We start from the raw sequence: 20101 nt of genomic DNA on the forward strand, positions 1-20101 counted from the left end.
CTTATGCGTACGCCGCTAAGCGGCGCCTTGCGCTTTTGTTCTTGTTATAGCAAGGATTACTAAGTTTTTGGAAAATGGATGTATTTAACTGAATCGAATACCTGCAGCGGAAAGAAACGGGTAAGCTAGAATAGCCTGTGACTATATTCATTAAACATTTTATTCCATTAAAGGGGGCTATAGTTGAAGCTGAATAAACGGAGTTCACTAAAAACTTCTGCATTTTTTTATCTTACCGCAAATAAAAAAACGATCCGTACTGGATCGTTTTTACTCTTTTCCATGATTAAGCATTGATCATTTTCGCTAGACGTGATTTTTGGCGAGCGGCTGCATTCTTAGCGATAATGTTCTTTTGTGCTGCTTTATCAAGCTCTGAAGTAGCAGTTGCATAAGCAGTTTTTGCTGTATCCATATCATTTTCAGCGACTGCCTGTTCGACTTTCTTGACAGCAGTACGCATTGAAGATTTGATCGCCTGATTGTGGGTACGGCGCTCATCGCTTACTTTTACGCGTTTAATAGCAGATTTAATGTTTGGCATTCCTTTCACCTCCTACAAAAAAACCGAAATACCTATCTTCACGGTTTGCATAGAACACAAAGTATTCTACCAGACGGATTTCTGAAATGCAATACTTCAGAGCGAGGAAGTTATGAAAGTGTTCGTCTGCTGGCATTGCCTTCGAAACCAGGCGAGGGGAACCGGCAAGTAACATTTCGTCACTGGCGGCAATTGTCCGGAAATTTGCGAATGAAGCAATAAAACTGGCGAGTAATCACGGTCTGAATTTAACCAGTAACCGGTAGTAAAGTGCTGCAAAAAAATGGTTTTTTAGCTGAACGAGTATGTTTTTAAGTACTCTGCTAGTTTCACGCAAGTACACTGCTTCTTTCCAAAAAACACGGATTATCACGCCAAACAAAAGCCTTTTCATGCCAAATTCCGCAATTCACGCCAGAAACGTGAGGCTTCATCCCAGGCTCGCACGCGCAGACCTCCCCGTTTTTTCAAGCACAATCCCATAACCCGCTTAATCGGCGTTCAAGCCCTCTATAAAACAGTCTTCCCGCTGAAAACCGCTCCAAGTCAAATACTGCTTTCCAAATCCCGCTGTCCCCATTCCCCCCTAAAACGAATGAGAAACACAACAGCAGGCTATCCTAATAATATTGGATTATGCATCAGAATGGAGGAATGCGCTGTGAGTGGACAGCTTGACTTAAGTAAATATCAAGTGAGGACTGACCTTGCTGTTGAAGCCAAAGAGCTTGTAGAAGAACAACAGGGTACAAAGGGCTCCTTGTCAGGTGTGATCGTGAAGGAAAGGGAGGAAGAAGGGGTGAAAATCAGCGATGTGCACATCACTGAGGAAGGCGCTGCCCAAATGGGAAAAAAGGCCGGCCGTTATCTTACCTTTGAAACGCAGGGCATCCGCCGGCAGGATACTGAATTGCAGGCAGCAGTCGAACGGGTTTTTGCATCATCATTCAGCCGGTTCCTGAAAGATCTTGGAATTGAAGAAGAAGCGCGCTGTCTTATCGTCGGTCTCGGCAACTGGAATGTGACTCCTGATGCGCTCGGTCCGATTGCAGTTGAAAATCTGCTGGTGACGAGCCATTTATTTGAGCTGCAGCCTGAAAGTGTGCAGGAAGGGTATCGGCCGGTAAGTGCGATTGCACCGGGAGTAATGGGCATAACCGGCATTGAAACAAGTGATATTATTTTCGGTGTCATCGAAAAAACGAAACCCGATTTTGTCATTGCAATCGATGCCCTTGCTTCCCGGGCCGTTGAACGGGTCAATGCAACCATCCAGGTGTCGGATACCGGAATTCACCCGGGCTCTGGTGTAGGCAACAAACGAAAAGAATTAAGCATGGATACATTGGGCATTCCGGTTATCGCCATCGGCATCCCAACAGTCATTGATGCTGTGACGATCACGAGCGATACAATCGATTTTATTTTAAAGCATTTCGGCCGGGAAACGAAAGATCAAGACCGTCCTTCAAGATCGCTTGCTCCTGCCGGTATGACGTTTGGAGAAAAAAGGGTGCTTACTGAAGAAGATTTGCCGGATGAAGAAAAACGGCAAATGTATATGGGCATCATCGGCAAACTGGGTGATCAGGAAAAACGCCAGCTCATCCATGAAGTGCTGGCGCCGCTCGGCCATAACCTGATGGTGACGCCGAAGGAAGTTGATGTATTCATAGAAGATATGGCGAATGTCATAGCTTCAGGCCTCAATGCCGCTTTGCACAGGAGAGTGGACCAGGATAATACCGGTGAATATACACATTGATCATTGAAAATCCGTTCTACTTTATCCCGCTCTTTCATAAATTGTGGTAGACAAGCCGGAAAGGGTGGGAATATGCGAATGAACCGAATGCCCGGAATCGTTGTAGCGATTGATGGGACAGGCCTTAAAAAGCTGGCCGTGATCTTTACTTTTGCAGTTATAACCATACTTGTACTTGCAGGTATGATCACTTCCATAAAAGAACCGTACCGTGTTTCTTCATCGTCACTGAATGACTTGACAACCCATTTTACCGGCGAGTCCCTCATAAACTTGATTGCGTTTGAAAATGCCTACTTTTCAAGCGGAGTCTCCGGTGAAAAATCGGAACTGGGGTTATCCCAAATGGCGTTTGAAATGATGACAAGCTTCAATCCGGATGATCCGCGGAGTTTGCTCGGAAACGAATTGCCGGGCTTTTCGCTTTTTGACGGGGAAATAATCGTGGCTGGCGAAGGGACAAACTATACGAATATGCCGATTGAATCCTCCGCCCCGCTTGAAGTGCTGCTCGAAGAACGTGAGGCATCAATTGAAGAAGTCGAAGAAACGGCTCCGGAGCCAAACACAAAGACGCCGGCTGCCACGACCAACGGTAAAAAGGTTGTATTCATTTACCATTCTCACACGAGGGAATCGTATTTACCGCACCTGCCGGAAGGCACGCTTGCTGACCATGCTTACCATCCTGAGGTGAACGTCACCCTTGTCGGGGAACGGCTTGCCCGGGAGCTGGAAGCAAGGGGAATAGGAGCACAGGTGAATGACACCGACTTCACGGAAGTCCTTAAGAAAAACGGATGGAAGCACCCAAAATCCTATGATGCATCGCGGCCGGCCGTCGTAGAAGCAATGAAACAAGACGGTGATTTGAAATTTTTCTTTGATATTCACCGGGATTATCTCGGAAAAGACCTTACGACAGTATCGATAAACGGCAAGGAGTACGCCAGGACCTTTTTCGTGATCGGCGGAGAGCATGCCAGGTATGAACAGAACAAGGAGCTTGCTACCGATCTGCACCACGCGATGGAAAAAGCATATCCGGGTTTGAGCAGGGGTGTGACAACGAAAAGCGGCCCGGGGACGAATGGGAAATTCAATCAAGACCTTTCGGATAACTCAATCATTATCGAAATGGGCGGAGTCGGCAACAAGCTTGATGAAGTGTACCGGACAGCCGAAGCGGTCGCAGAAGTATTCAGCGATTATTACTGGGAAGCTGAAAAAACCGGAAAATGACTGGTATGACAAAAATAAAGGAGGACGCGGCCATGGCGAATTTTATGCTCAAAACGCTGTTTATGATATCTGTTTTGCTCGTCGGCGTCCTGATCGGAATGCAGCAGGCTAATGACGGCATGCGGAATATGAAAGGCTTCGAGAATTCTTTTTCAGGAGCCTTTGAAATCTCGGAGGCTGATGACGGGAAAATGGAAGCGGAAGTTCTGGGTCAGTCCATTACCCGGCAGGACCTCCGGGAGAAACAGGAAAAGCTGGAGAAGGCCGAAGCTTTCAACGTATTTTCTTCGATGGGGGCAAAACTGGCCGACGCCGCAGGCACCGCTTTCCGCTGGATGTTCAATGCAATGTCGATGGTGCTCGGCAAACTGCTCGGATTTATCGTTCCGTTTAACTTTTGGACCTGATAAAGGCAACGTCACTTGTAACAGCCCCATACACTTCAAGGCCGTCAACTCAATCGAAGACTGCAGCAAACCCGGAGTGATTTTCGGGTTTTTTATTTTTGGCTTGCAGCGCCGGCGGAGAGCGAACCTGCATCAGGCTGCAACTTGTCTATATCCCGGGCGATGGACAGCTGCCGATTGAACAAAGTTCATACTATTGCTATAATCGAAACTAGTGCAGTTTGCCGATAATGGTAGGAGTGAGATTTATGAATAAAGACGAGAAATTGAAACGACAGGAACGGATCCGCAACTTTTCGATCATCGCTCATATCGATCACGGCAAGTCCACCCTTGCCGACAGGATCCTTGAAAAGACGAGCGCGCTCACCCAGCGCGAAATGAAGGACCAGATGCTTGATGCAATGGACCTTGAGCGTGAACGCGGAATTACGATAAAACTAAATGCGGTCCAATTGACATATAAGTCCAGGGACGGGGAGGAATACATTTTCCATCTGATTGATACCCCGGGGCACGTCGATTTCACATACGAGGTATCACGTAGCCTGGCGGCCTGTGAAGGGGCTGTTCTCGTGGTTGATGCAGCCCAGGGAATCGAAGCCCAGACGCTGGCAAACGTCTACCTGGCCCTCGATAATGACCTTGAAATCTTGCCGGTCATCAATAAAATTGACCTGCCGAGCGCCGATCCCGAACGCGTGCGTCAGGAAGTTGAAGATGTCATCGGCCTCGATGCCTCAGAAGCCGTACTTGCTTCAGCCAAAGCGGGAATCGGCATTGAAGATATTCTCGAACAGGTTGTCGAAAAGGTTCCGCCACCGGCAGGAAATCCTGAGGCACCGCTGCAGGCGATGATCTTTGACTCTCTCTATGATTCATACCGGGGGGTTGTCGCCTATATCAGGATTGTCGAAGGGAGCGTCAAAGTCGGCGACAAGGTCAGGATGATGGCGACCGGAAAAGAATTTGAAGTGACCGAAATCGGTGTTTTCACACCGAAGCCGGTGGCGAAGGACGAACTGACTGTCGGTGATGTCGGATTTTTGACCGCTTCGATTAAAAATGTCGGGGATACCCGGGTCGGGGATACGATAACACATGCGAAGCGTCCTGCAGCTGAACCGCTTCCGGGATATAGAAGGTTGAACCCGATGGTTTACTGCGGTTTGTATCCAATTGATTCAAATAAATACAATGACCTTCGTGAAGCACTTGAACGCCTTGAGCTGAACGATTCTTCGCTTCAATATGAAGCGGAAACATCGCAGGCGCTCGGATTCGGATTCAGGTGCGGTTTTCTCGGCTTGCTTCATATGGAGATCATCCAGGAACGGATCGAGCGGGAATTCGGCATCGATCTGATCACGACTGCTCCAAGTGTTGTTTACACTGTGACGCAGACAGACGGGGAAACCAAACAGGTTGACAATCCATCATTGATGCCGGACCCCCAGGTTATTGAAAAAATTGAAGAGCCGTATGTAAAAGCAACGGTCATGGTCCCGAATGACTATGTCGGCCAGGTCATGGAACTTTGCCAGGCCAAACGCGGCATTTTCAAGGATATGCAATATCTTGATGAAATAAGGGTCAATATCGTATATGACATTCCGCTGTCCGAAATTGTATACGACTTTTTCGACCAGCTGAAGTCGAGCACGAAAGGCTACGCGTCTTTCGATTATGAGCTCATTGGCTACAAAGAATCGAAACTCGTTAAAATGGAAATCCTTTTGAATGCTGAAAAAATTGATGCCCTGTCTTTCATCGTCCACCGGGATTTTGCTTATGATCGGGGCAAGGTGATAGTCGATAAGCTGAAGGAACTTATTCCGCGCCAGCAGTTTGAAGTTCCTGTCCAGGCTGCGATCGGTAATAAAATTGTGGCCCGCTCAACAATCAAAGCGATGCGCAAAAACGTCCTCGCCAAATGTTACGGCGGTGACATTTCCCGGAAACGGAAGCTTCTCGAAAAGCAGAAAGAAGGGAAAAAGCGCATGAAAATGGTCGGTTCTGTCGAGGTGCCGCAAGAAGCGTTCATGGCTGTACTGAGCATGGATGACAATAAGGACAATAAATAAAGAAAAAGAACCGCAGGACAATGTCTTGCGGTTTTCTTCATCATTTTAAGAAAAGAGTGATCCTTTATGGTGAAAGCCGCCTATATTCATATCCCGTTTTGCGAACAAATTTGCTATTATTGTGATTTCAATAAATTTTACCTTGAAAACCAGCCGGTCGAAGCATACCTTGATGCGCTCCAGCGGGAAGTAGAGGCAACGCTGCGGCAGCATCCGCACGATGAGCTGAAGACGATTTTTATCGGCGGCGGAACACCAACTTCGCTCAGCGCCACTCAGCTTGAAAACCTGTTGGAGGGCCTCAACAGAACTCTTATTTACAGCCCGCAAGAAATGGAGTTTACGGTGGAGGCGAATCCCGGCGATCTTACAATGGATAAGCTCACTCTCATGAAAAACATGGGTGTGAACAGATTGAGCCTCGGTGTCCAGACATTCCATGACCCACTCCTCGAGAAGATTGGAAGGACCCACCGCTCCAAAGAGGCGCTGCAGGCCGTCGAGGACGCCAAAAAAGCCGGCTACAGCAATATTTCAATCGACCTGATGTACGGTCTGCCCGGCCAGACAATGGCGATGTTCGAGGAAAGCATCGTTACCGCTGGAAGCCTTGACATTCAGCATGTCTCCAGTTATTCGCTGCAAGTTGAGCCGAAAACGGTTTTCTATAACTTGATGCGCGCCGGTAAACTATCCCTGCCTCCGGAAGATACCGAAGCGGATATGTATGAAACACTGATGGAAAGGATGGCGGGGCTGGGTTTCTTCCAATACGAAATCAGCAATTTTGCGAAAAAAGGCTTTGAAAGCCGCCACAATCTAACCTACTGGGCGAATGAAGAATACTACGGTTTCGGTGCGGGCGCACACAGCTACCTAGGCGGTAAAAGGAAAGCGAACGCAGGCCCGCTGAACCACTACCTTCAATTTGTGAACGAAAAAGGGACGGCATATATTGAAGAGCATACTGTCACCGAACAGGAAAAAATGGAGGAAGAGCTGTTCCTTGGATTGCGCAGGGCGGCGGGCATCAGAGCTGATACGTTTTTATCCAAATACGGACGGCCTGTGAATGACGTGTTCGGGAGGGAGCTGGACGATCTTGCCGGCAGGGGTCTCATTAAGCAAACTGAAGAAGGGTATACGCTTACGAAAGAAGGAAGACTGCTCGGCAATGAAGTGTTCCAGGCGTTTCTAAAATGACCGTTTCTGTTCTTTTTCAGGATAGCGAATCAAACCGTTGACAATCTCCTTTTTCTTCTGTTAATTTATTATTAGATTTAGCACTCGTCACATTAGAGTGCTAACAGAGGTGATGTGGATGTTAACCGACCGGCAATTGTTAATCCTTCAAGTGATTATTGACGATTTTGTCCGTACAGCCCAGCCAGTGGGATCGCGTTCCATTGCTAAGAAAGAAGAAGTGAGTTACAGTCCGGCAACAATCCGCAATGAAATGGCGGACCTTGAAGACATGGGATTCCTTGAAAAGACTCACAGCTCTTCCGGACGGGTCCCGTCGGAAAAGGGATATCGTTTTTATGTCGATCACCTGATGTCGCCGTTTCAACTGACAAACCCGGAGATCGAACATATCCGCACGCTGTTTAGAGAAAAAATTTATGAACTGGAAAAAGTGGTTCAGCAGTCCGCCCATATTCTTTCGGAACTGACAAACTATACATCTATCGTGCTTGGACCGCAAATGTACGAAACCAAAGTGAAGCAAATCCAAATCATTCCGCTGTCGAGCGAAACGGCCGTCGCAATTATCGTGACGGATACCGGGCATGTGGAAAACCGTACCTTCACTATGCCGCCCGGCATTCATTCGTCAGATATTGAAAAGCTGGTCAATATATTGAATGAGAGGCTAAAGGGTGTTCCGCTTGTCGAACTTCATGATAGGATTTATAAGGAAGTCGCCGGATATTTGAAAAAACATATCCACAACTATGAAAACATCATGGGCATTCTGTCGGATACGTTTTCCGTCCAGCAGGCTGAAAAGCTTTATTTCGGGGGCAAGACAAATATGCTCTCACAGCCTGAATTCAACGATGTTGAAAAAGTGCGGAACCTAATGGCGATGATCGAACAGGAAGATTTGCTTTATCATATGCTGCGTTCCGACAGTAAAAAGGGCATCCATGTTAAAATCGGTCATGAAAATGAACATCAATCCATGCAGGATTGCAGCCTGATTACAGCTACCTATTCGAACGGTTCGGTCGACCTCGGGACAATTGCCATTTTGGGGCCGACAAGGATGGAATATTCGAAAGTCATCAAATTGCTCGATGTATTTTCCCGTGATTTGACAAAGAGGCTGACCACATTGTATCAAAACAGGTAACTTTGGCTATCTTGTATTATCAGGCACGAGCGTGTACCAACGAATATGTTGATCGATTGAAGAGAAAGCAGGAGACCGGAACTCATTCAATTATTCTCCGGCCTGCTTTTCCTTCGTTCATCATACAGCAAGGAAATGCACTCAGTTTCAGGAGGTGAAAGAATGGATAAGGACCGAAACAATGAAATGGAAGACTTGCAGGATACATCTGAAAATGAAAATACTGCAGAAGCGAAAGAAACTGCCCGGCCGGAAGGGGACATCGCGGAAGAAAGTGAAGTTCTTGAGGGAACAGAAAGTGAAGCGGAGGAAACACCATCCGTAGAAATGGCTGAATTGCAGGCTAAACTAAATGAAACGACAAACCGCATGCTCCGCATTCAGGCGGATTTTGACAATCACCGCCGCCGTTCGAAAACGGAAAAGGAGACTGCGGAAAAATATAGAGCCCAGAGTCTGATTACAGATTTGCTTCCTGCTCTCGATAATTTTGAGCGGGCTATGGCTGTGGAAGCTGTTTCAGAGGATGCAAAGTCCCTTATGCAGGGGATGGAAATGGTGTACCGCCAGCTGAATGACGCCCTGGTGAAAGAAGGACTTGAGGAAATTAAAGCAGAGGGAGAACAATTCGACCCGCACTACCACCAGGCAGTGATGCAAGTTCAGGAAGAGGGCTATGAGTCGAATCAGGTGGTTGAACAATTCCAAAAAGGGTATAAACTCAAAGACCGTGTCATCAGGCCGGCAATGGTAAAAGTAAATCAATAACGATTTGTTACATACAGACATTAAAGGAGGATATCAATCATGGGTAAAATCATCGGTATCGACCTTGGTACCACAAACTCTTGCGTTGCTGTTATGGAAGGCGGCGAAGCAAAGGTCATTCCAAATCCGGAAGGCAACCGCACAACACCATCAGCAGTAGCGTTCAAAAACGGCGAACGCCAGACTGGTGAAGTCGCAAAACGTCAGGCGATCACCAATCCGAACACAGTTCTTTCCATTAAACGCCATATGGGTACAGACTATAAAGTTGATGTTGAAGGAAAGGAATATACACCGCAGGAAATTTCTGCGATGATTCTTCAATACTTAAAGTCTTATGCAGAAGATTATCTGGGCGAAGATGTGCAGGAAGCCGTCATTACCGTGCCGGCATATTTCAATGACGCCGAGCGCCAGGCAACAAAGGATGCAGGTAAAATCGCCGGTCTTGATGTGAAACGGATCATCAACGAACCGACGGCTGCTGCTCTTGCCTACGGCCTGGATAAAGAAGACCAGAACGATACGATCCTTGTATTTGACCTTGGCGGCGGAACGTTTGACGTTTCGATCCTTGAACTTGGAGACGGGATTTTCGAAGTTAAGGCGACTGCCGGCGACAACCGCCTCGGCGGCGATGACTTCGACCAGGTCATCATCGATTACCTTGTTGAAGAATTTAAAAAAGAAAACGGCATTGATCTTTCACAGGATAAAATGGCGATGCAGCGCCTCAAGGACGCGGCTGAGAAAGCGAAAAAAGACTTGTCCGGTGTCACTTCTACACAAATTTCCCTGCCGTTCATCACTGCTGACCAATCAGGGCCGAAGCACCTGGAGTTGAACATGACACGTGCGAAGTTTGAAGAACTTTCTTCAGACTTGATCGAAAAAACAATGGGGCCGACACGCCAGGCACTGAAAGACTCGGGGTTGAGCACTTCCGAGATTGACCAGGTCATCTTAGTCGGAGGTTCAACACGCATTCCGGCCGTACAGGAAGCGATCAAAAAGCAAATCGGCAAAGAGCCTCATAAAGGGGTCAATCCGGATGAGGTTGTTGCAATCGGTGCTGCCATCCAGGGCGGTGTCCTTGGCGGTGAAGTGGAAGACGTTGTATTGCTTGATGTCACCCCGCTTTCACTTGGCATCGAAACAATGGGCGGCGTGTTCACGAAATTGATTGAGCGGAACACAACAATCCCGACAAGCAAGTCCCAGGTGTTCTCAACAGCAGCTGACAACCAGACATCCGTTGATATCCATGTCCTGCAAGGGGAACGCCAGATGGCCCAGGACAACAAAACGCTCGGCCGCTTCCAGCTCTCGGATATTCCGCCGGCGCCGCGCGGCATTCCGCAAATCGAAGTCAGCTTCGATATTGATGCGAACGGTATCGTTAATGTAAGTGCGAAAGATAAAGGAACAGGCAAGGAACAGTCCATCACGATCAAGTCTTCTTCCGGCCTTGAAGAGGATGAAATCGAAAAAATGGTGCGTGAAGCCGAGGAAAACGCCGAAGCGGATAAAAAACGCCGTGAGGAAGCGGAACTTCGCAATGAAGCCGACCAGCTCGTCTTCACGACCGATAAGACACTCAAAGACCTTGAAGGCAAGATTGACGAGGGTGAAGTGCAAAAAGCGAATGAAGCCAAGGATGCTTTGAAGCAAGCACTTGAGCAGAATGAAATCGAGCAAATCCGCGAAAAGAAGGACGCTCTTCAGGAGATCGTGCAGCAGCTTTCCACAAAGCTTTATGAAGAAGCTGCCAAAGAGGCCCAGGAAGGCGAAGGCGCGGAGCCGGGCGGACAGCCGGGAGATGACAACGTGGTCGACGCAGAATATGAAGAAGTAGATGACGACCAGGACAAAAAATAATCCTGGCAAACACTCATGAAGGCTGCATCCATGCTGGATTGCAGCATCTACAGGCAAACAGTTTGTCAAAGTCAGGGTATACCTGGCTTTGACTTTTTTCTTGTAAGGAGGCTAAGGGGAACTTCCGATGGCGGAAGCTGGAAATGAAGCTCCCTTGTGAAAGACTCCTCCGCCTCAGCAAAGTTGAAGCAGGAGTAAGGAAATGATAATATTAGCGTTATGTGAATGAATCGGGAGTGGATGAAATGAGTAAACGGGACTATTATGAAGTTCTTGGTGTTGAACAGAATGCCACGAAAGATGAAATAAAAAAGGCTTATCGAAAGCTGGCGCGGAAATACCATCCGGATGTCAGCAAAGAAGAGGACGCCGGGGAAAAATTTAAAGAGGCAAAAGAAGCATATGAAGTTTTGAGCGATGACCAGAAGCGCGCTCAATATGACCAATTCGGCCATGCCGATCCGAATCAGGGCTTCGGCGGCGGTGGTGCTGAATTCGGAGGATTTGGCGATATTTTCGATATGTTTTTCGGCGGCGGTGGACGCCGTCGCGATCCGAATGCACCGCGACAGGGCGCGGACCTTCAATATACGATGTCGCTTGATTTCGAGGAAGCTGTCTTCGGAAAAGAAACCGACATCGAAATTCCGAAAGAAGAAGAATGCCAGACATGCGGCGGCTCAGGCGCCAAACCCGGCACAAAGCCGGAAACATGCAGCCATTGCGGCGGCAGCGGCCAGATGAATGTTGAGCAGAATACTCCGTTCGGCAGGGTAGTCAATCGCCGTATCTGCCAGGTCTGCAGCGGATCCGGGCAGATTGTGAAGGATAAGTGCCGCACATGCGGCGGCGACGGCAAGGTGAATAAACGCAAAAAAATCCATATCAAGATACCTGCAGGCGTTGATGAAGGCCAGCAAATCAGGGTAGCCGGACAGGGTGAGCCTGGTGTTAACGGCGGCCCGGCAGGCGACTTGTATGTCGTTTTCCATATCCGTCCCCATGAATTCTTTCAGCGGGACCGTGATGATATACATGTGGAGATGCCCATCACATTTTCACAGGCAGCACTTGGTGATGATATCGAAGTACCGACAGTCCACGGTAAAGTGAAGCTGAAAGTGCCTGCGGGAACCCAGACCAGCACCAACTTCCGCCTGCGCGGCAAAGGTGTTCCCAATGTCAGGGGATACGGACAGGGCGATCAGCACGTCAAAATCAGGGTGATCACACCGACAAAGCTGACAGCAAAGCAGAAAGAACTGCTTCGTGAATTTGATGAAATCAGCGGCAATGAAGTTCATGACGAACAGCATGACAACTTTTTTTCGAAAGTGAAACGGGCATTCAAAGGCGAATAATGAAATGGAGCTGGTAAATCTATGAAGTGGTCGGAAATAAGCATCCATACAACACAGGAAGCAGTTGAACCTATCTCAAATATCCTTCATGAGGCCGGAGCGAGCGGAGTGGTGATTGAAGACCCGCAAGACCTTGTGAAAGCATGGGATACATCGCTTGGCGAGATTTACCAGTTGAATCCTGATGATTATCCAGAAGAAGGTGTCATTTTAAAAGCATATTTGCCGATCAACAGCTTCCTCGGTGAAACGGTTGAATCAATCAAAGAAGCGATCAATTCATTGCTCGTATATGATATCGATATCGGCCGCAACCGCGTCACAATCAGCGAAGTAAATGAAGAGGAATGGGCGACGGCATGGAAAAAATATTATAAGCCTGTCAAGATATCCGAAAAGATAACGATCACACCGACATGGGAAGACTATAAGCCTGTATCCACAGACGAAATCATCATTGAACTCGACCCTGGGATGGCGTTCGGAACAGGCACACACCCAACGACCGTCATGTGTGTACAGGCGCTTGAACGGACGGTGGGGACCGGTGACATCGTCTATGATGTCGGCACAGGCTCAGGTGTATTAAGCATCGCTGCAGCCAGACTCGGAGCAGGGCATGTTGAGGCGTATGACCTTGATGATGTCGCAGTGAAAAGCGCCCGGATAAATGTGAAGCTGAATAAAGTCAGCGAAAAGGTGGATGTAAGCCGCAACAACCTGCTGGAAGGGATTAAAGGAGAGCCGGATATCATTATCGGCAATCTCCTTGCAGAAATCATCATGAAATTCGGCGAAGATGCCTACCGCTTGTTAAAACCGGGCGGCCGCTTCATCACGTCTGGAATTATCAAAGGGAAAAAGCAGGAAATAAAGGATTATCTGGCATCATGCGGTTTTGAAATCGAAGAGACGTTGCAGATGGAAGATTGGATTGCGATCATAGCCAAAAAACAAGCATAAGCAGGTGGACAGGGTGCAGCGATATTTTTTGCAGGAGGAAGCGTTTCAAGGGAAATCTGTCGTGATAACAGGGGAAGACGCCCGCCATATTTCAAGGGTGATGAGGATGAGGCCGGACGATGAAATTTTATGCGTTTCGCCGGGCTCCCGAACCGCCCTTTGTAAAATAGAAGAAATTGAAGCAGAACACGTCAGCGCCCAAATCATCGAGTGGATGGATGAGACAACTGAATTGCCTGTATCCGTTACAATCGCACAGGGCATTCCGAAAGCGGATAAACTGGAAATGATTGTCCAGAAGGGGACTGAACTAGGGGCTTCGGCTTTCATTCCGTTTCAGGCGGGACGGTCTATCGTCAAATGGGATGAAAAAAAGGCTGGAAAGAAAGTGGACCGGCTGAAAAAAATCGGCAAAGAAGCGGCAGAGCAGTCGCATCGCAGTAAAATCCCCGATATTGATGGAATCTTATCATTTAAAGCGTTGCTAGAAACTGCCCAGTCCTTTACAATCAAACTTGCGGCATACGAAGAAGCGGCAAAAGCAGGAGAGCAGCAGGCGCTTACCGCAGCACTTTCGAATGCGAGGCCCGGTGACTCCATTTTGGCCGTCATCGGTCCGGAAGGCGGGCTTACTCCTGAGGAAGCTCTGGAACTTGAGCAAAACGGCTTCATCCTGTGCGGGCTTGGCCCGCGTATCTTACGGACCGAAACGGCTCCGCTCTATCTTCTTTCAGCCGTAAGCTATCAATTAGAGTTAATGAGGTGAGTTTTATGCCGAAAGTGGCATTCCATACACTTGGCTGCAAAGTCAATCACTATGAAACGGAAGCGATTTGGCAGCTGTTCCAGGAAGCCGGATACGAACGGACAGAATTCGAGACGGCAGCGGATGTCTATGTCATCAATACGTGCACTGTAACGAATACAGGCGATAAAAAAAGCCGCCAGGTGATCCGCCGTGCAATCCGAAAAAACCCTGATGCCGTCATCTGTGTAACCGGGTGCTATGCCCAGACTTCTCCGGCAGAAATAATGGCTATTCCGGGTGTAGACGTCGTCGTAGGTACCCAGGATCGTAAAAAAATGCTTGACTACATTGAAAAATATAAAGAAGAACGCCAGCCGATTAACGGTGTCAGCAACATCATGAAAGCAAGAGTTTATGAAGAGCTGGATGTTCCTTCCTTTACCGACAGGACCCGGGCTTCACTTAAAATACAGGAAGGCTGCAACAATTTCTGCACATTTTGCATCATTCCGTGGGCCCGAGGCTTGATGAGATCAAGGGATCCTGAGGAAGTCGTAAAACAGGCGCAGCAGCTAGTCGATGCCGGCTACAAGGAAATCGTCCTTACAGGCATCCATACCGGCGGTTATGGAGAAGATATGAAAGAGTACAACTTCGCCATGCTTCTTGACAGTCTTGACCGGAATGTGGAAGGGCTCAAAAGAATCCGCATTTCGTCCATCGAGGCGAGTCAGATCACGGATGATGTAATCGACGTCCTCAAACGTTCGGATAAAATCGTCCGTCATCTGCATGTGCCGATTCAATCAGCTTCCAATTCCGTATTGAAGCGGATGCGCCGCAAATATACAATGGAAGCTTTTTCGGAGCGTCTTGACCGTCTGCGGGAAGCATTGCCGGGGCTTGCTCTAACATCTGATGTCATTGTTGGTTTCCCGGGAGAAACAGATGAAGAGTTCCAGGAAACATATGATTTCATCAAAAAACACCGCTTCGCTGAACTCCATGTTTTTCCGTATTCCAAGCGGACCGGCACGCCGGCTGCTCGCATGGAAGACCAGGTTGATGAAGAAGTGAAAAACAAACGTGTCCATCAGCTGATCGAACTGTCCAACCAGCTTGCCAAAGAATATGCTTCCACTTTTGAAAACGAAGTCATTGAAGTGATTCCGGAAGAAAAATATAAGGAAGACCCGGAAAGCGGATTATATGAAGGATATACAGATAACTATCTCAAAGTAGTGTTTGAGGCAGACGAGACGATGGTCGGCAAATTAGTGAAAGTGAAATTGACAAAAGCCGGTTATCCATACAACGAAGGCCAATTTGTCAGGGTGCTCGAAGATCCCGGCCAGCAGACTGAACTTTCTGTATGATTAATCGCCCGATTCATGGTGGACCGGGCGTTTGTATTTTTTTGGACGGATCAAACGGGCCGGCAGCCTGCACTGACTGAAACCGTCCGCCTGGTGTAGTATTTTCAAAATGGAAGTGGTATCATAATGGAGGTACGTACAACTTGTTCCACGAAAGGATGAAGGTAAATGAACCTTGCTAAAATGATTGACCACACGGCTTTAAAACCAGATACGACGAAAGATCAGATTGAACAGTTGTGCCATGAAGCAATAGAATACGGATTCATGTCAGTATGTGTGAACCCGGGCTGGGTATATTCATCAGCGGAGCTTTTAAAGGATTCGGATGTTAAGGTTTGTACTGTTATCGGTTTTCCTCTTGGTGCAACAACACCGGAAACGAAAGCTTTCGAGACGAAGGATGCGATCGAAAAAGGTGCGACAGAAGTTGATATGGTCATCAACATCGGTGCATTGAAGGGTAAAGACAATGAGCTTGTAGAACGTGATATCCGTGCGGTTGTTGATGCGGCCAGCGGAAAGGCATTGACAAAAGTCATTATTGAAACAAGCCTGCTTACTGATGAGGAAAAAGTGCGCGCATGCGAACTTTCCGTCAGGGCTGGTGCGGATTTTGTTAAAACATCAACCGGTTTTTCCGGCGGCGGTGCCACAGTGGAAGATATCGCCCTCATGCGCAAAACGGTCGGCCCTGATATCGGCGTAAAGGCATCAGGCGGCGTACGCGGACGGGAAACTGCTCTTGCGCTGATTGAAGCCGGAGCGACACGAATTGGAGCAAGTTCCGGTATTGCCATCGTAGAAGGAGAAACATCGAACAGCGATTACTAAGAAAAGGAGCCGGCAGGCTCCTTTTTGACTGTTAAGGAAATTATAAAATTTTTTGCGTTGTGGATAAAAAGCGAGAAGGGAGTCATCCAGCTCCAGGCGCCAGCGGCTATCGTCATAAGCGGTGATCCCCTCCGGGAGGAAAGAACACCTCCCTGCGGGTAGCCCCCCCGCTTATGCGTACGCCGCTAAGCGGGCGCCTTGCGCTTTTGTTCCATATTAGTCTCTTGATATAAAATATCTGGGGAGGCTGAATCACCTCCCAAAAGGACCGCTGGCCGAAATATATAAATACGAAAAGGCGAAATCGTCCCCGAATAAAATCAAACCCACTTTCAGAGAACTAAAACAAAAACAAAAACACCTGAAACATGCTCTCCCGTGGAATCCGCCCAAAACCAATCCGAACACATGATACTAATAGTCCCCCTCCGGAAAAACCGTTACCAGCATATACCCCCGTTCAGTCAACTTCCATGGACCTTCTCGATCAGCTTTCCAAACGGGCCGGCAAACGGCAGTACCACTGCTGAGGTGACAACATTGATGACAACACTGAGATGGGCGATTTGAGAATCTGGATTGGCGGCAATGGCGGGGAGTATTTCGTTAAGCGTCTTGATGAACGGCAGAAATAGAAGCACACTTAATACGTTCACCCAAATGTGGGCATATGCTGTCAGCTTCGCTTCACGGCTTGAACCCAGACTCGCTAGATAAGCAGTGATGCAAGTGCCTACATTTGTGCCAAGGACGATGGCGATGGCTGCCTGGAGGCTGATTGAACTGCTGTTCATGAACCCCATCACGATTCCGGTCGCGGCAGAACTGGACTGGATTACGGCAGTTAAAAGTGTCCCTAGTCCAACTCCTACAAGAGAAACATCCCCGGCATGCAGAAGGATATCCTGTACGGCCGGTATAGCCGAAAGCGATGGGGCGAGTCGTTCAAATCCCTGCATCGCCGTCAAGATACAGCCCAGGCCGAATATCACTGTGCCGAAATTGAACAAGCCCGCCTTACTGCTTAGCAGCAGGATTGCGCCAATGATAAGCAGGGGAACAACCATTTTCTCAATATTAATGAGGAGCATCTCCGCTGTGAAAGTTGTTCCGATATTTGTACCGAGTATGATGCCGATGGATTGCCTGAATGACAGGTGGCCGGCGGCGATCAGTCCGATAGCCATCACCATGACAGCAGAACTGCTCTGGACGAGGGCGGTAATCAAAGCTCCTGCGGCAAGCCCGTGTACAGGTGTTCTTACTGCTGCAGCCATGACAGTTTGGATCTTCCCCGGTGCAAACTGCTTCAAGCCTGTCCTGAGTACAGCCATACCGCTTAGAAAGATGGTAATGAAAACAGCAAAGAAAGTAACGATTTCAGGCAAAGCCCTCACCCCTTATCCCTATTTATATGGAGGAATGGACAGGGAAATGACAGGCTTAACGCCTGAAAATAATTAAGAAGAAAAGGCTGTTTGACAGTTGACCACTTATACCACTTATATTATAATTGCAAAAGACATGTTTTATAAAAACGTGTCGATGTGAATTGTACTGGATTGTTTCGGAGGGAGGGAAAGTAGAATGTCTAATACCCGTGTGCGTAAGAATGAGTCGCTGGAAGACGCTCTTCGCCGCTTTAAACGCTCCGTTTCCAAAAACGGCACGCTTTCAGAATATCGCAAGCGCGAATTTTATGAGAAGCCAAGCGTTAAGCGCAAGAAAAAATCTGAGGCAGCAAGAAAACGTAAATTCTAAGAGAGGGGCTTCTTCAGGATGACTCTTGTTAACCGGCTGAACGAAGATATGAAACAAGCGATGAAAGCAAAAGATAAAGAAAAATTAACAGTCATTCGCATGCTTAAGTCCTCGCTGCAGAACGAAGCGATCAAGCTGGGAAAAAGCGAGCTGTCAGAAGAGGAAGAACTAACTGTGTTAGGTCGCGAATTAAAGCAGCGAAAAGACTCCCTCCGTGAATTTGAAAAAGCTGGTCGGAATGATCTTGTCGAGAAGACGAACCAGGAAATAGAAATTGTTGAGCTCTACACCCCGGAACAGCTTTCCGATGAAGAACTTGAGGAGATCGTCAAAGAGACGATCGCCGAAACGGGTGCTTCTTCCAAAGCGGATATGGGAAAAGTGATGAGCGCAATCATGCCAAAAGTAAAAGGTAAAGCTGACGGTGCGGTCGTTAACCGCATGGTGCAGCAGAATTTATCATAAAAGCACCGGTTTCCGGTGCTTTTTTTAAATATTGATGTATGTCCATGCGAAATGGAAATACAATATATAATGGAAGTTTCTGTACAAGGGTTAAGATAATGCTTTCTTGCAAAAAAAATGAAACTTCTTTATAAACCTATCGTACTACATAGTGGGGAATTTACCCGGAACTTCAACGTGAAAGGGGGGAAGAAAATGCGAAAGCTCTCCTTCTTTTTGATCGGAGCAGCGATTTTATTGAGTGTTTTTGCCCCTTTTGCACCGCAAGCTGAAGAAAGCGGCGGCCAGGGGACGGTTTATATCGTTCCGCTCGAAAAGACTGTCGAAAAGGGCCTTTATTCCTTTTTGGACAGGGCCATCACCACTGCTGAAGAAAATAACGCCAGCCATATCATATTTGAGATCAATACGCCTGGCGGAGCAGTGGATGCTGCAGCAGACATTGCGAAAAGGATGTCAGAAACGGATATCCCGCTGACAGCGTTCGTGAATCGCAATGCCCTGTCTGCAGGTGCATACATTGCACTAAACGCGGATCAGATCATGATGGTTTCCGGTGCGAAGATGGGTTCAGCTGCGGTCATTACAGGAGACGGGAATGCAGCCGATAAAAAAGCGCAGTCCTACTGGCTTGCTGAAATGAAAAATGCAGCTGAACTGAACGGGCGTGATCCCAAGTATGCAATGGCAATGGCAGATGAAGACATTGACTTGCCTGAACTTGGAGCCGGGAAAGGGGAACTGCTGACCCTTACAGCCAGGCAAGCAATAGAAGTGGGCTATGCTGAGGAGATCGTGGAAAATCGTGACGAACTCCTGAAAACACTCGGTCTTGAAAATGCCAGTGTGGAAGAGATTAATGTCTCGTTCGCAGAGCAAATTGCACGTTTCATCACCCACCCCGTTGTCGTACCGATTTTGCTGTCAATCGGCAGTCTGGGGCTTGTCCTCGAGTTGTATTCACCAGGTTTCGGGATTGCCGGGTCGATGGGCATTATTGCGCTTGTACTGTTTTTTTACGGACATATGGTCGCTGGACTGGCTGGATTTGAAGCTTTGCTGCTTCTTGTGGCTGGAATCATCATGATTGTTGCCGAATTCTTTGTGCCGGGCGGGATTCTTGGAATCATAGGTGTAGGAGCGGTTATCGGCAGTTTCTTTGTTTCCGCTGAAGACATCGGACATATGACGCTGTCAGTTTCAATCGCTCTAGCCGTTACAGCTGTTGCTTCCATTTTATTCTTCAGATTGTTCGGTTTTAAGAGCGGAGTTTTTAAAAAAATCATTCTCTCTGATGCAACAAGGACAGAACAGGGTTATGTTTCGAGTAAAACGAGGCTTGACCTCATCGGGAAAGAAGGAACAGCGCTGACGCCGCTTCGTCCTTCCGGGACCGGCGTTTTTGATGATGAGAGAATTGATGTCGTCAGCGAAGGCGGCTTCATCGCTTCCGGACGGCCGGTAAAGATTGTCAAAACAGAAGGTTCAAGAGTAATCGTCAGAGAAATCAACAGACCTGCAGCAGACAAATCTAAGTCTGAGCAGTAAT

18 protein-coding genes are annotated in these 20101 nt (G+C 47.9%); 16 read left to right on the forward strand and 2 right to left on the reverse strand.

What is annotated here, in order from left to right:
- Nucleotides 1-286: 286 nt before the first annotated feature.
- The gene (gene rpsT, locus A4U59_RS09945) at nucleotides 287-544 is read right to left on the reverse strand and encodes a 30S ribosomal protein S20 (protein WP_070120612.1); all 258 of its coding nucleotides are present in this window, start codon (nucleotides 542-544) and stop codon (nucleotides 287-289) included.
- A 661-nt stretch (nucleotides 545-1205) separates the two neighbouring features.
- Here rpsT and gpr point away from each other — a divergent pair.
- From gpr to deoC, 13 genes are all read left to right on the forward strand, one after another.
- Nucleotides 1206-2309, forward strand: a complete 1104-nt coding sequence (gpr, locus tag A4U59_RS09950) for a GPR endopeptidase (RefSeq protein WP_106406318.1) — start codon at nucleotides 1206-1208, stop codon at nucleotides 2307-2309.
- Nucleotides 2310-2381: 72 nt separating this feature from the next.
- The gene (gene spoIIP, locus A4U59_RS09955) at nucleotides 2382-3551 is read left to right on the forward strand and encodes a stage II sporulation protein P (RefSeq protein WP_070120614.1); all 1170 of its coding nucleotides are present in this window, start codon (nucleotides 2382-2384) and stop codon (nucleotides 3549-3551) included.
- 32 nt (nucleotides 3552-3583) lie between these two features.
- Nucleotides 3584-3958 carry a DUF3679 domain-containing protein gene (locus A4U59_RS09960; RefSeq protein ID WP_070120615.1) on the forward strand — a complete coding sequence of 125 codons (375 nt, stop codon included), beginning with the start codon at nucleotides 3584-3586 and terminating at the stop codon, nucleotides 3956-3958.
- Nucleotides 3959-4206: 248 nt separating this feature from the next.
- Nucleotides 4207-6042 carry a translation elongation factor 4 gene (gene lepA / locus A4U59_RS09965; protein WP_070120616.1) on the forward strand — a complete coding sequence of 612 codons (1836 nt, stop codon included), beginning with the start codon at nucleotides 4207-4209 and terminating at the stop codon, nucleotides 6040-6042.
- Nucleotides 6043-6111: 69 nt separating this feature from the next.
- Complete coding sequence (gene hemW, locus A4U59_RS09970; RefSeq protein WP_070120663.1) at nucleotides 6112-7245, forward strand: radical SAM family heme chaperone HemW; 1134 nt, start codon at nucleotides 6112-6114, stop codon at nucleotides 7243-7245.
- A 118-nt stretch (nucleotides 7246-7363) separates the two neighbouring features.
- Nucleotides 7364-8398: a heat-inducible transcriptional repressor HrcA gene (gene hrcA / locus A4U59_RS09975; protein WP_070120617.1), complete on the forward strand. Its 1035-nt coding sequence runs from the start codon at nucleotides 7364-7366 to the stop codon at nucleotides 8396-8398.
- 186 nt (nucleotides 8399-8584) lie between these two features.
- Nucleotides 8585-9166: a nucleotide exchange factor GrpE gene (grpE, locus tag A4U59_RS09980; RefSeq protein WP_106406320.1), complete on the forward strand. Its 582-nt coding sequence runs from the start codon at nucleotides 8585-8587 to the stop codon at nucleotides 9164-9166.
- Between the two features lie 39 nt (nucleotides 9167-9205).
- A complete protein-coding gene (gene dnaK / locus A4U59_RS09985; RefSeq protein ID WP_070120619.1) occupies nucleotides 9206-11044 on the forward strand; it encodes a molecular chaperone DnaK in 1839 nt (612 codons plus the stop codon).
- Between the two features lie 245 nt (nucleotides 11045-11289).
- Entirely contained in the window at nucleotides 11290-12405 is a 1116-nt protein-coding gene (gene dnaJ / locus A4U59_RS09990; RefSeq protein WP_070120620.1) for a molecular chaperone DnaJ, read from the forward strand.
- Between the two features lie 21 nt (nucleotides 12406-12426).
- Nucleotides 12427-13368, forward strand: a complete 942-nt coding sequence (prmA, locus tag A4U59_RS09995) for a 50S ribosomal protein L11 methyltransferase (RefSeq protein ID WP_070120621.1) — start codon at nucleotides 12427-12429, stop codon at nucleotides 13366-13368.
- A 13-nt stretch (nucleotides 13369-13381) separates the two neighbouring features.
- Complete coding sequence (locus tag A4U59_RS10000) at nucleotides 13382-14134, forward strand: 16S rRNA (uracil(1498)-N(3))-methyltransferase (protein WP_070120622.1); 753 nt, start codon at nucleotides 13382-13384, stop codon at nucleotides 14132-14134.
- A 5-nt stretch (nucleotides 14135-14139) separates the two neighbouring features.
- Complete coding sequence (mtaB, locus tag A4U59_RS10005; RefSeq protein ID WP_070120623.1) at nucleotides 14140-15492, forward strand: tRNA (N(6)-L-threonylcarbamoyladenosine(37)-C(2))-methylthiotransferase MtaB; 1353 nt, start codon at nucleotides 14140-14142, stop codon at nucleotides 15490-15492.
- Nucleotides 15493-15660: 168 nt separating this feature from the next.
- The gene (deoC, locus tag A4U59_RS10010) at nucleotides 15661-16326 is read left to right on the forward strand and encodes a deoxyribose-phosphate aldolase (RefSeq protein WP_070120624.1); all 666 of its coding nucleotides are present in this window, start codon (nucleotides 15661-15663) and stop codon (nucleotides 16324-16326) included.
- A gap of 464 nt (nucleotides 16327-16790) precedes the next feature.
- On the opposite strand, the gene A4U59_RS10015 is transcribed toward deoC, so the two are convergent.
- Nucleotides 16791-17714 carry a Na/Pi symporter gene (locus A4U59_RS10015; RefSeq protein WP_083270785.1) on the reverse strand — a complete coding sequence of 308 codons (924 nt, stop codon included), beginning with the start codon at nucleotides 17712-17714 and terminating at the stop codon, nucleotides 16791-16793.
- A 199-nt stretch (nucleotides 17715-17913) separates the two neighbouring features.
- Here A4U59_RS10015 and rpsU point away from each other — a divergent pair, with 199 nt between their 5' ends.
- From rpsU to A4U59_RS10030, 3 genes are all read left to right on the forward strand, one after another.
- A complete protein-coding gene (gene rpsU, locus A4U59_RS10020) occupies nucleotides 17914-18087 on the forward strand; it encodes a 30S ribosomal protein S21 (protein WP_070120625.1) in 174 nt (57 codons plus the stop codon).
- Between the two features lie 18 nt (nucleotides 18088-18105).
- Nucleotides 18106-18552 carry a GatB/YqeY domain-containing protein gene (locus A4U59_RS10025; RefSeq protein WP_070120626.1) on the forward strand — a complete coding sequence of 149 codons (447 nt, stop codon included), beginning with the start codon at nucleotides 18106-18108 and terminating at the stop codon, nucleotides 18550-18552.
- Between the two features lie 195 nt (nucleotides 18553-18747).
- A complete protein-coding gene (locus A4U59_RS10030) occupies nucleotides 18748-20100 on the forward strand; it encodes an NfeD family protein (protein WP_070120627.1) in 1353 nt (450 codons plus the stop codon).
- The last annotated feature ends 1 nt before the right edge of the window (nucleotide 20101 follow it).

The sequence above is a fragment of the Bacillus marinisedimentorum genome, assembly GCF_001644195.2.
GTDB classification, from domain to species: Bacteria; Bacillota; Bacilli; order Bacillales; family Bacillaceae_O; genus Bacillus_BL; species Bacillus_BL marinisedimentorum.

What these genes read in the sequence shown, in the direction of transcription:
- rpsT (WP_070120612.1), bottom strand. Translation starts at nt 544, where the DNA reads ATGCCAAACATTAAATCTGCTATTAAACGCGTAAAAGTAAGCGATGAG.
- spoIIP (WP_070120614.1), top strand. Translation starts at nt 2,382, where the DNA reads ATGCGAATGAACCGAATGCCCGGAATCGTTGTAGCGATTGATGGGACA.
- A4U59_RS09960 (WP_070120615.1), top strand. Translation starts at nt 3,584, where the DNA reads ATGGCGAATTTTATGCTCAAAACGCTGTTTATGATATCTGTTTTGCTC.
- lepA (WP_070120616.1), top strand. Translation starts at nt 4,207, where the DNA reads ATGAATAAAGACGAGAAATTGAAACGACAGGAACGGATCCGCAACTTT.
- hrcA (WP_070120617.1), top strand. Translation starts at nt 7,364, where the DNA reads ATGTTAACCGACCGGCAATTGTTAATCCTTCAAGTGATTATTGACGAT.
- grpE (WP_106406320.1), top strand. Translation starts at nt 8,585, where the DNA reads ATGGAAGACTTGCAGGATACATCTGAAAATGAAAATACTGCAGAAGCG.
- dnaK (WP_070120619.1), top strand. Translation starts at nt 9,206, where the DNA reads ATGGGTAAAATCATCGGTATCGACCTTGGTACCACAAACTCTTGCGTT.
- dnaJ (WP_070120620.1), top strand. Translation starts at nt 11,290, where the DNA reads ATGAGTAAACGGGACTATTATGAAGTTCTTGGTGTTGAACAGAATGCC.
- prmA (WP_070120621.1), top strand. Translation starts at nt 12,427, where the DNA reads ATGAAGTGGTCGGAAATAAGCATCCATACAACACAGGAAGCAGTTGAA.
- mtaB (WP_070120623.1), top strand. Translation starts at nt 14,140, where the DNA reads ATGCCGAAAGTGGCATTCCATACACTTGGCTGCAAAGTCAATCACTAT.
- deoC (WP_070120624.1), top strand. Translation starts at nt 15,661, where the DNA reads ATGAACCTTGCTAAAATGATTGACCACACGGCTTTAAAACCAGATACG.
- rpsU (WP_070120625.1), top strand. Translation starts at nt 17,914, where the DNA reads ATGTCTAATACCCGTGTGCGTAAGAATGAGTCGCTGGAAGACGCTCTT.
- A4U59_RS10025 (WP_070120626.1), top strand. Translation starts at nt 18,106, where the DNA reads ATGACTCTTGTTAACCGGCTGAACGAAGATATGAAACAAGCGATGAAA.
- A4U59_RS10030 (WP_070120627.1), top strand. Translation starts at nt 18,748, where the DNA reads ATGCGAAAGCTCTCCTTCTTTTTGATCGGAGCAGCGATTTTATTGAGT.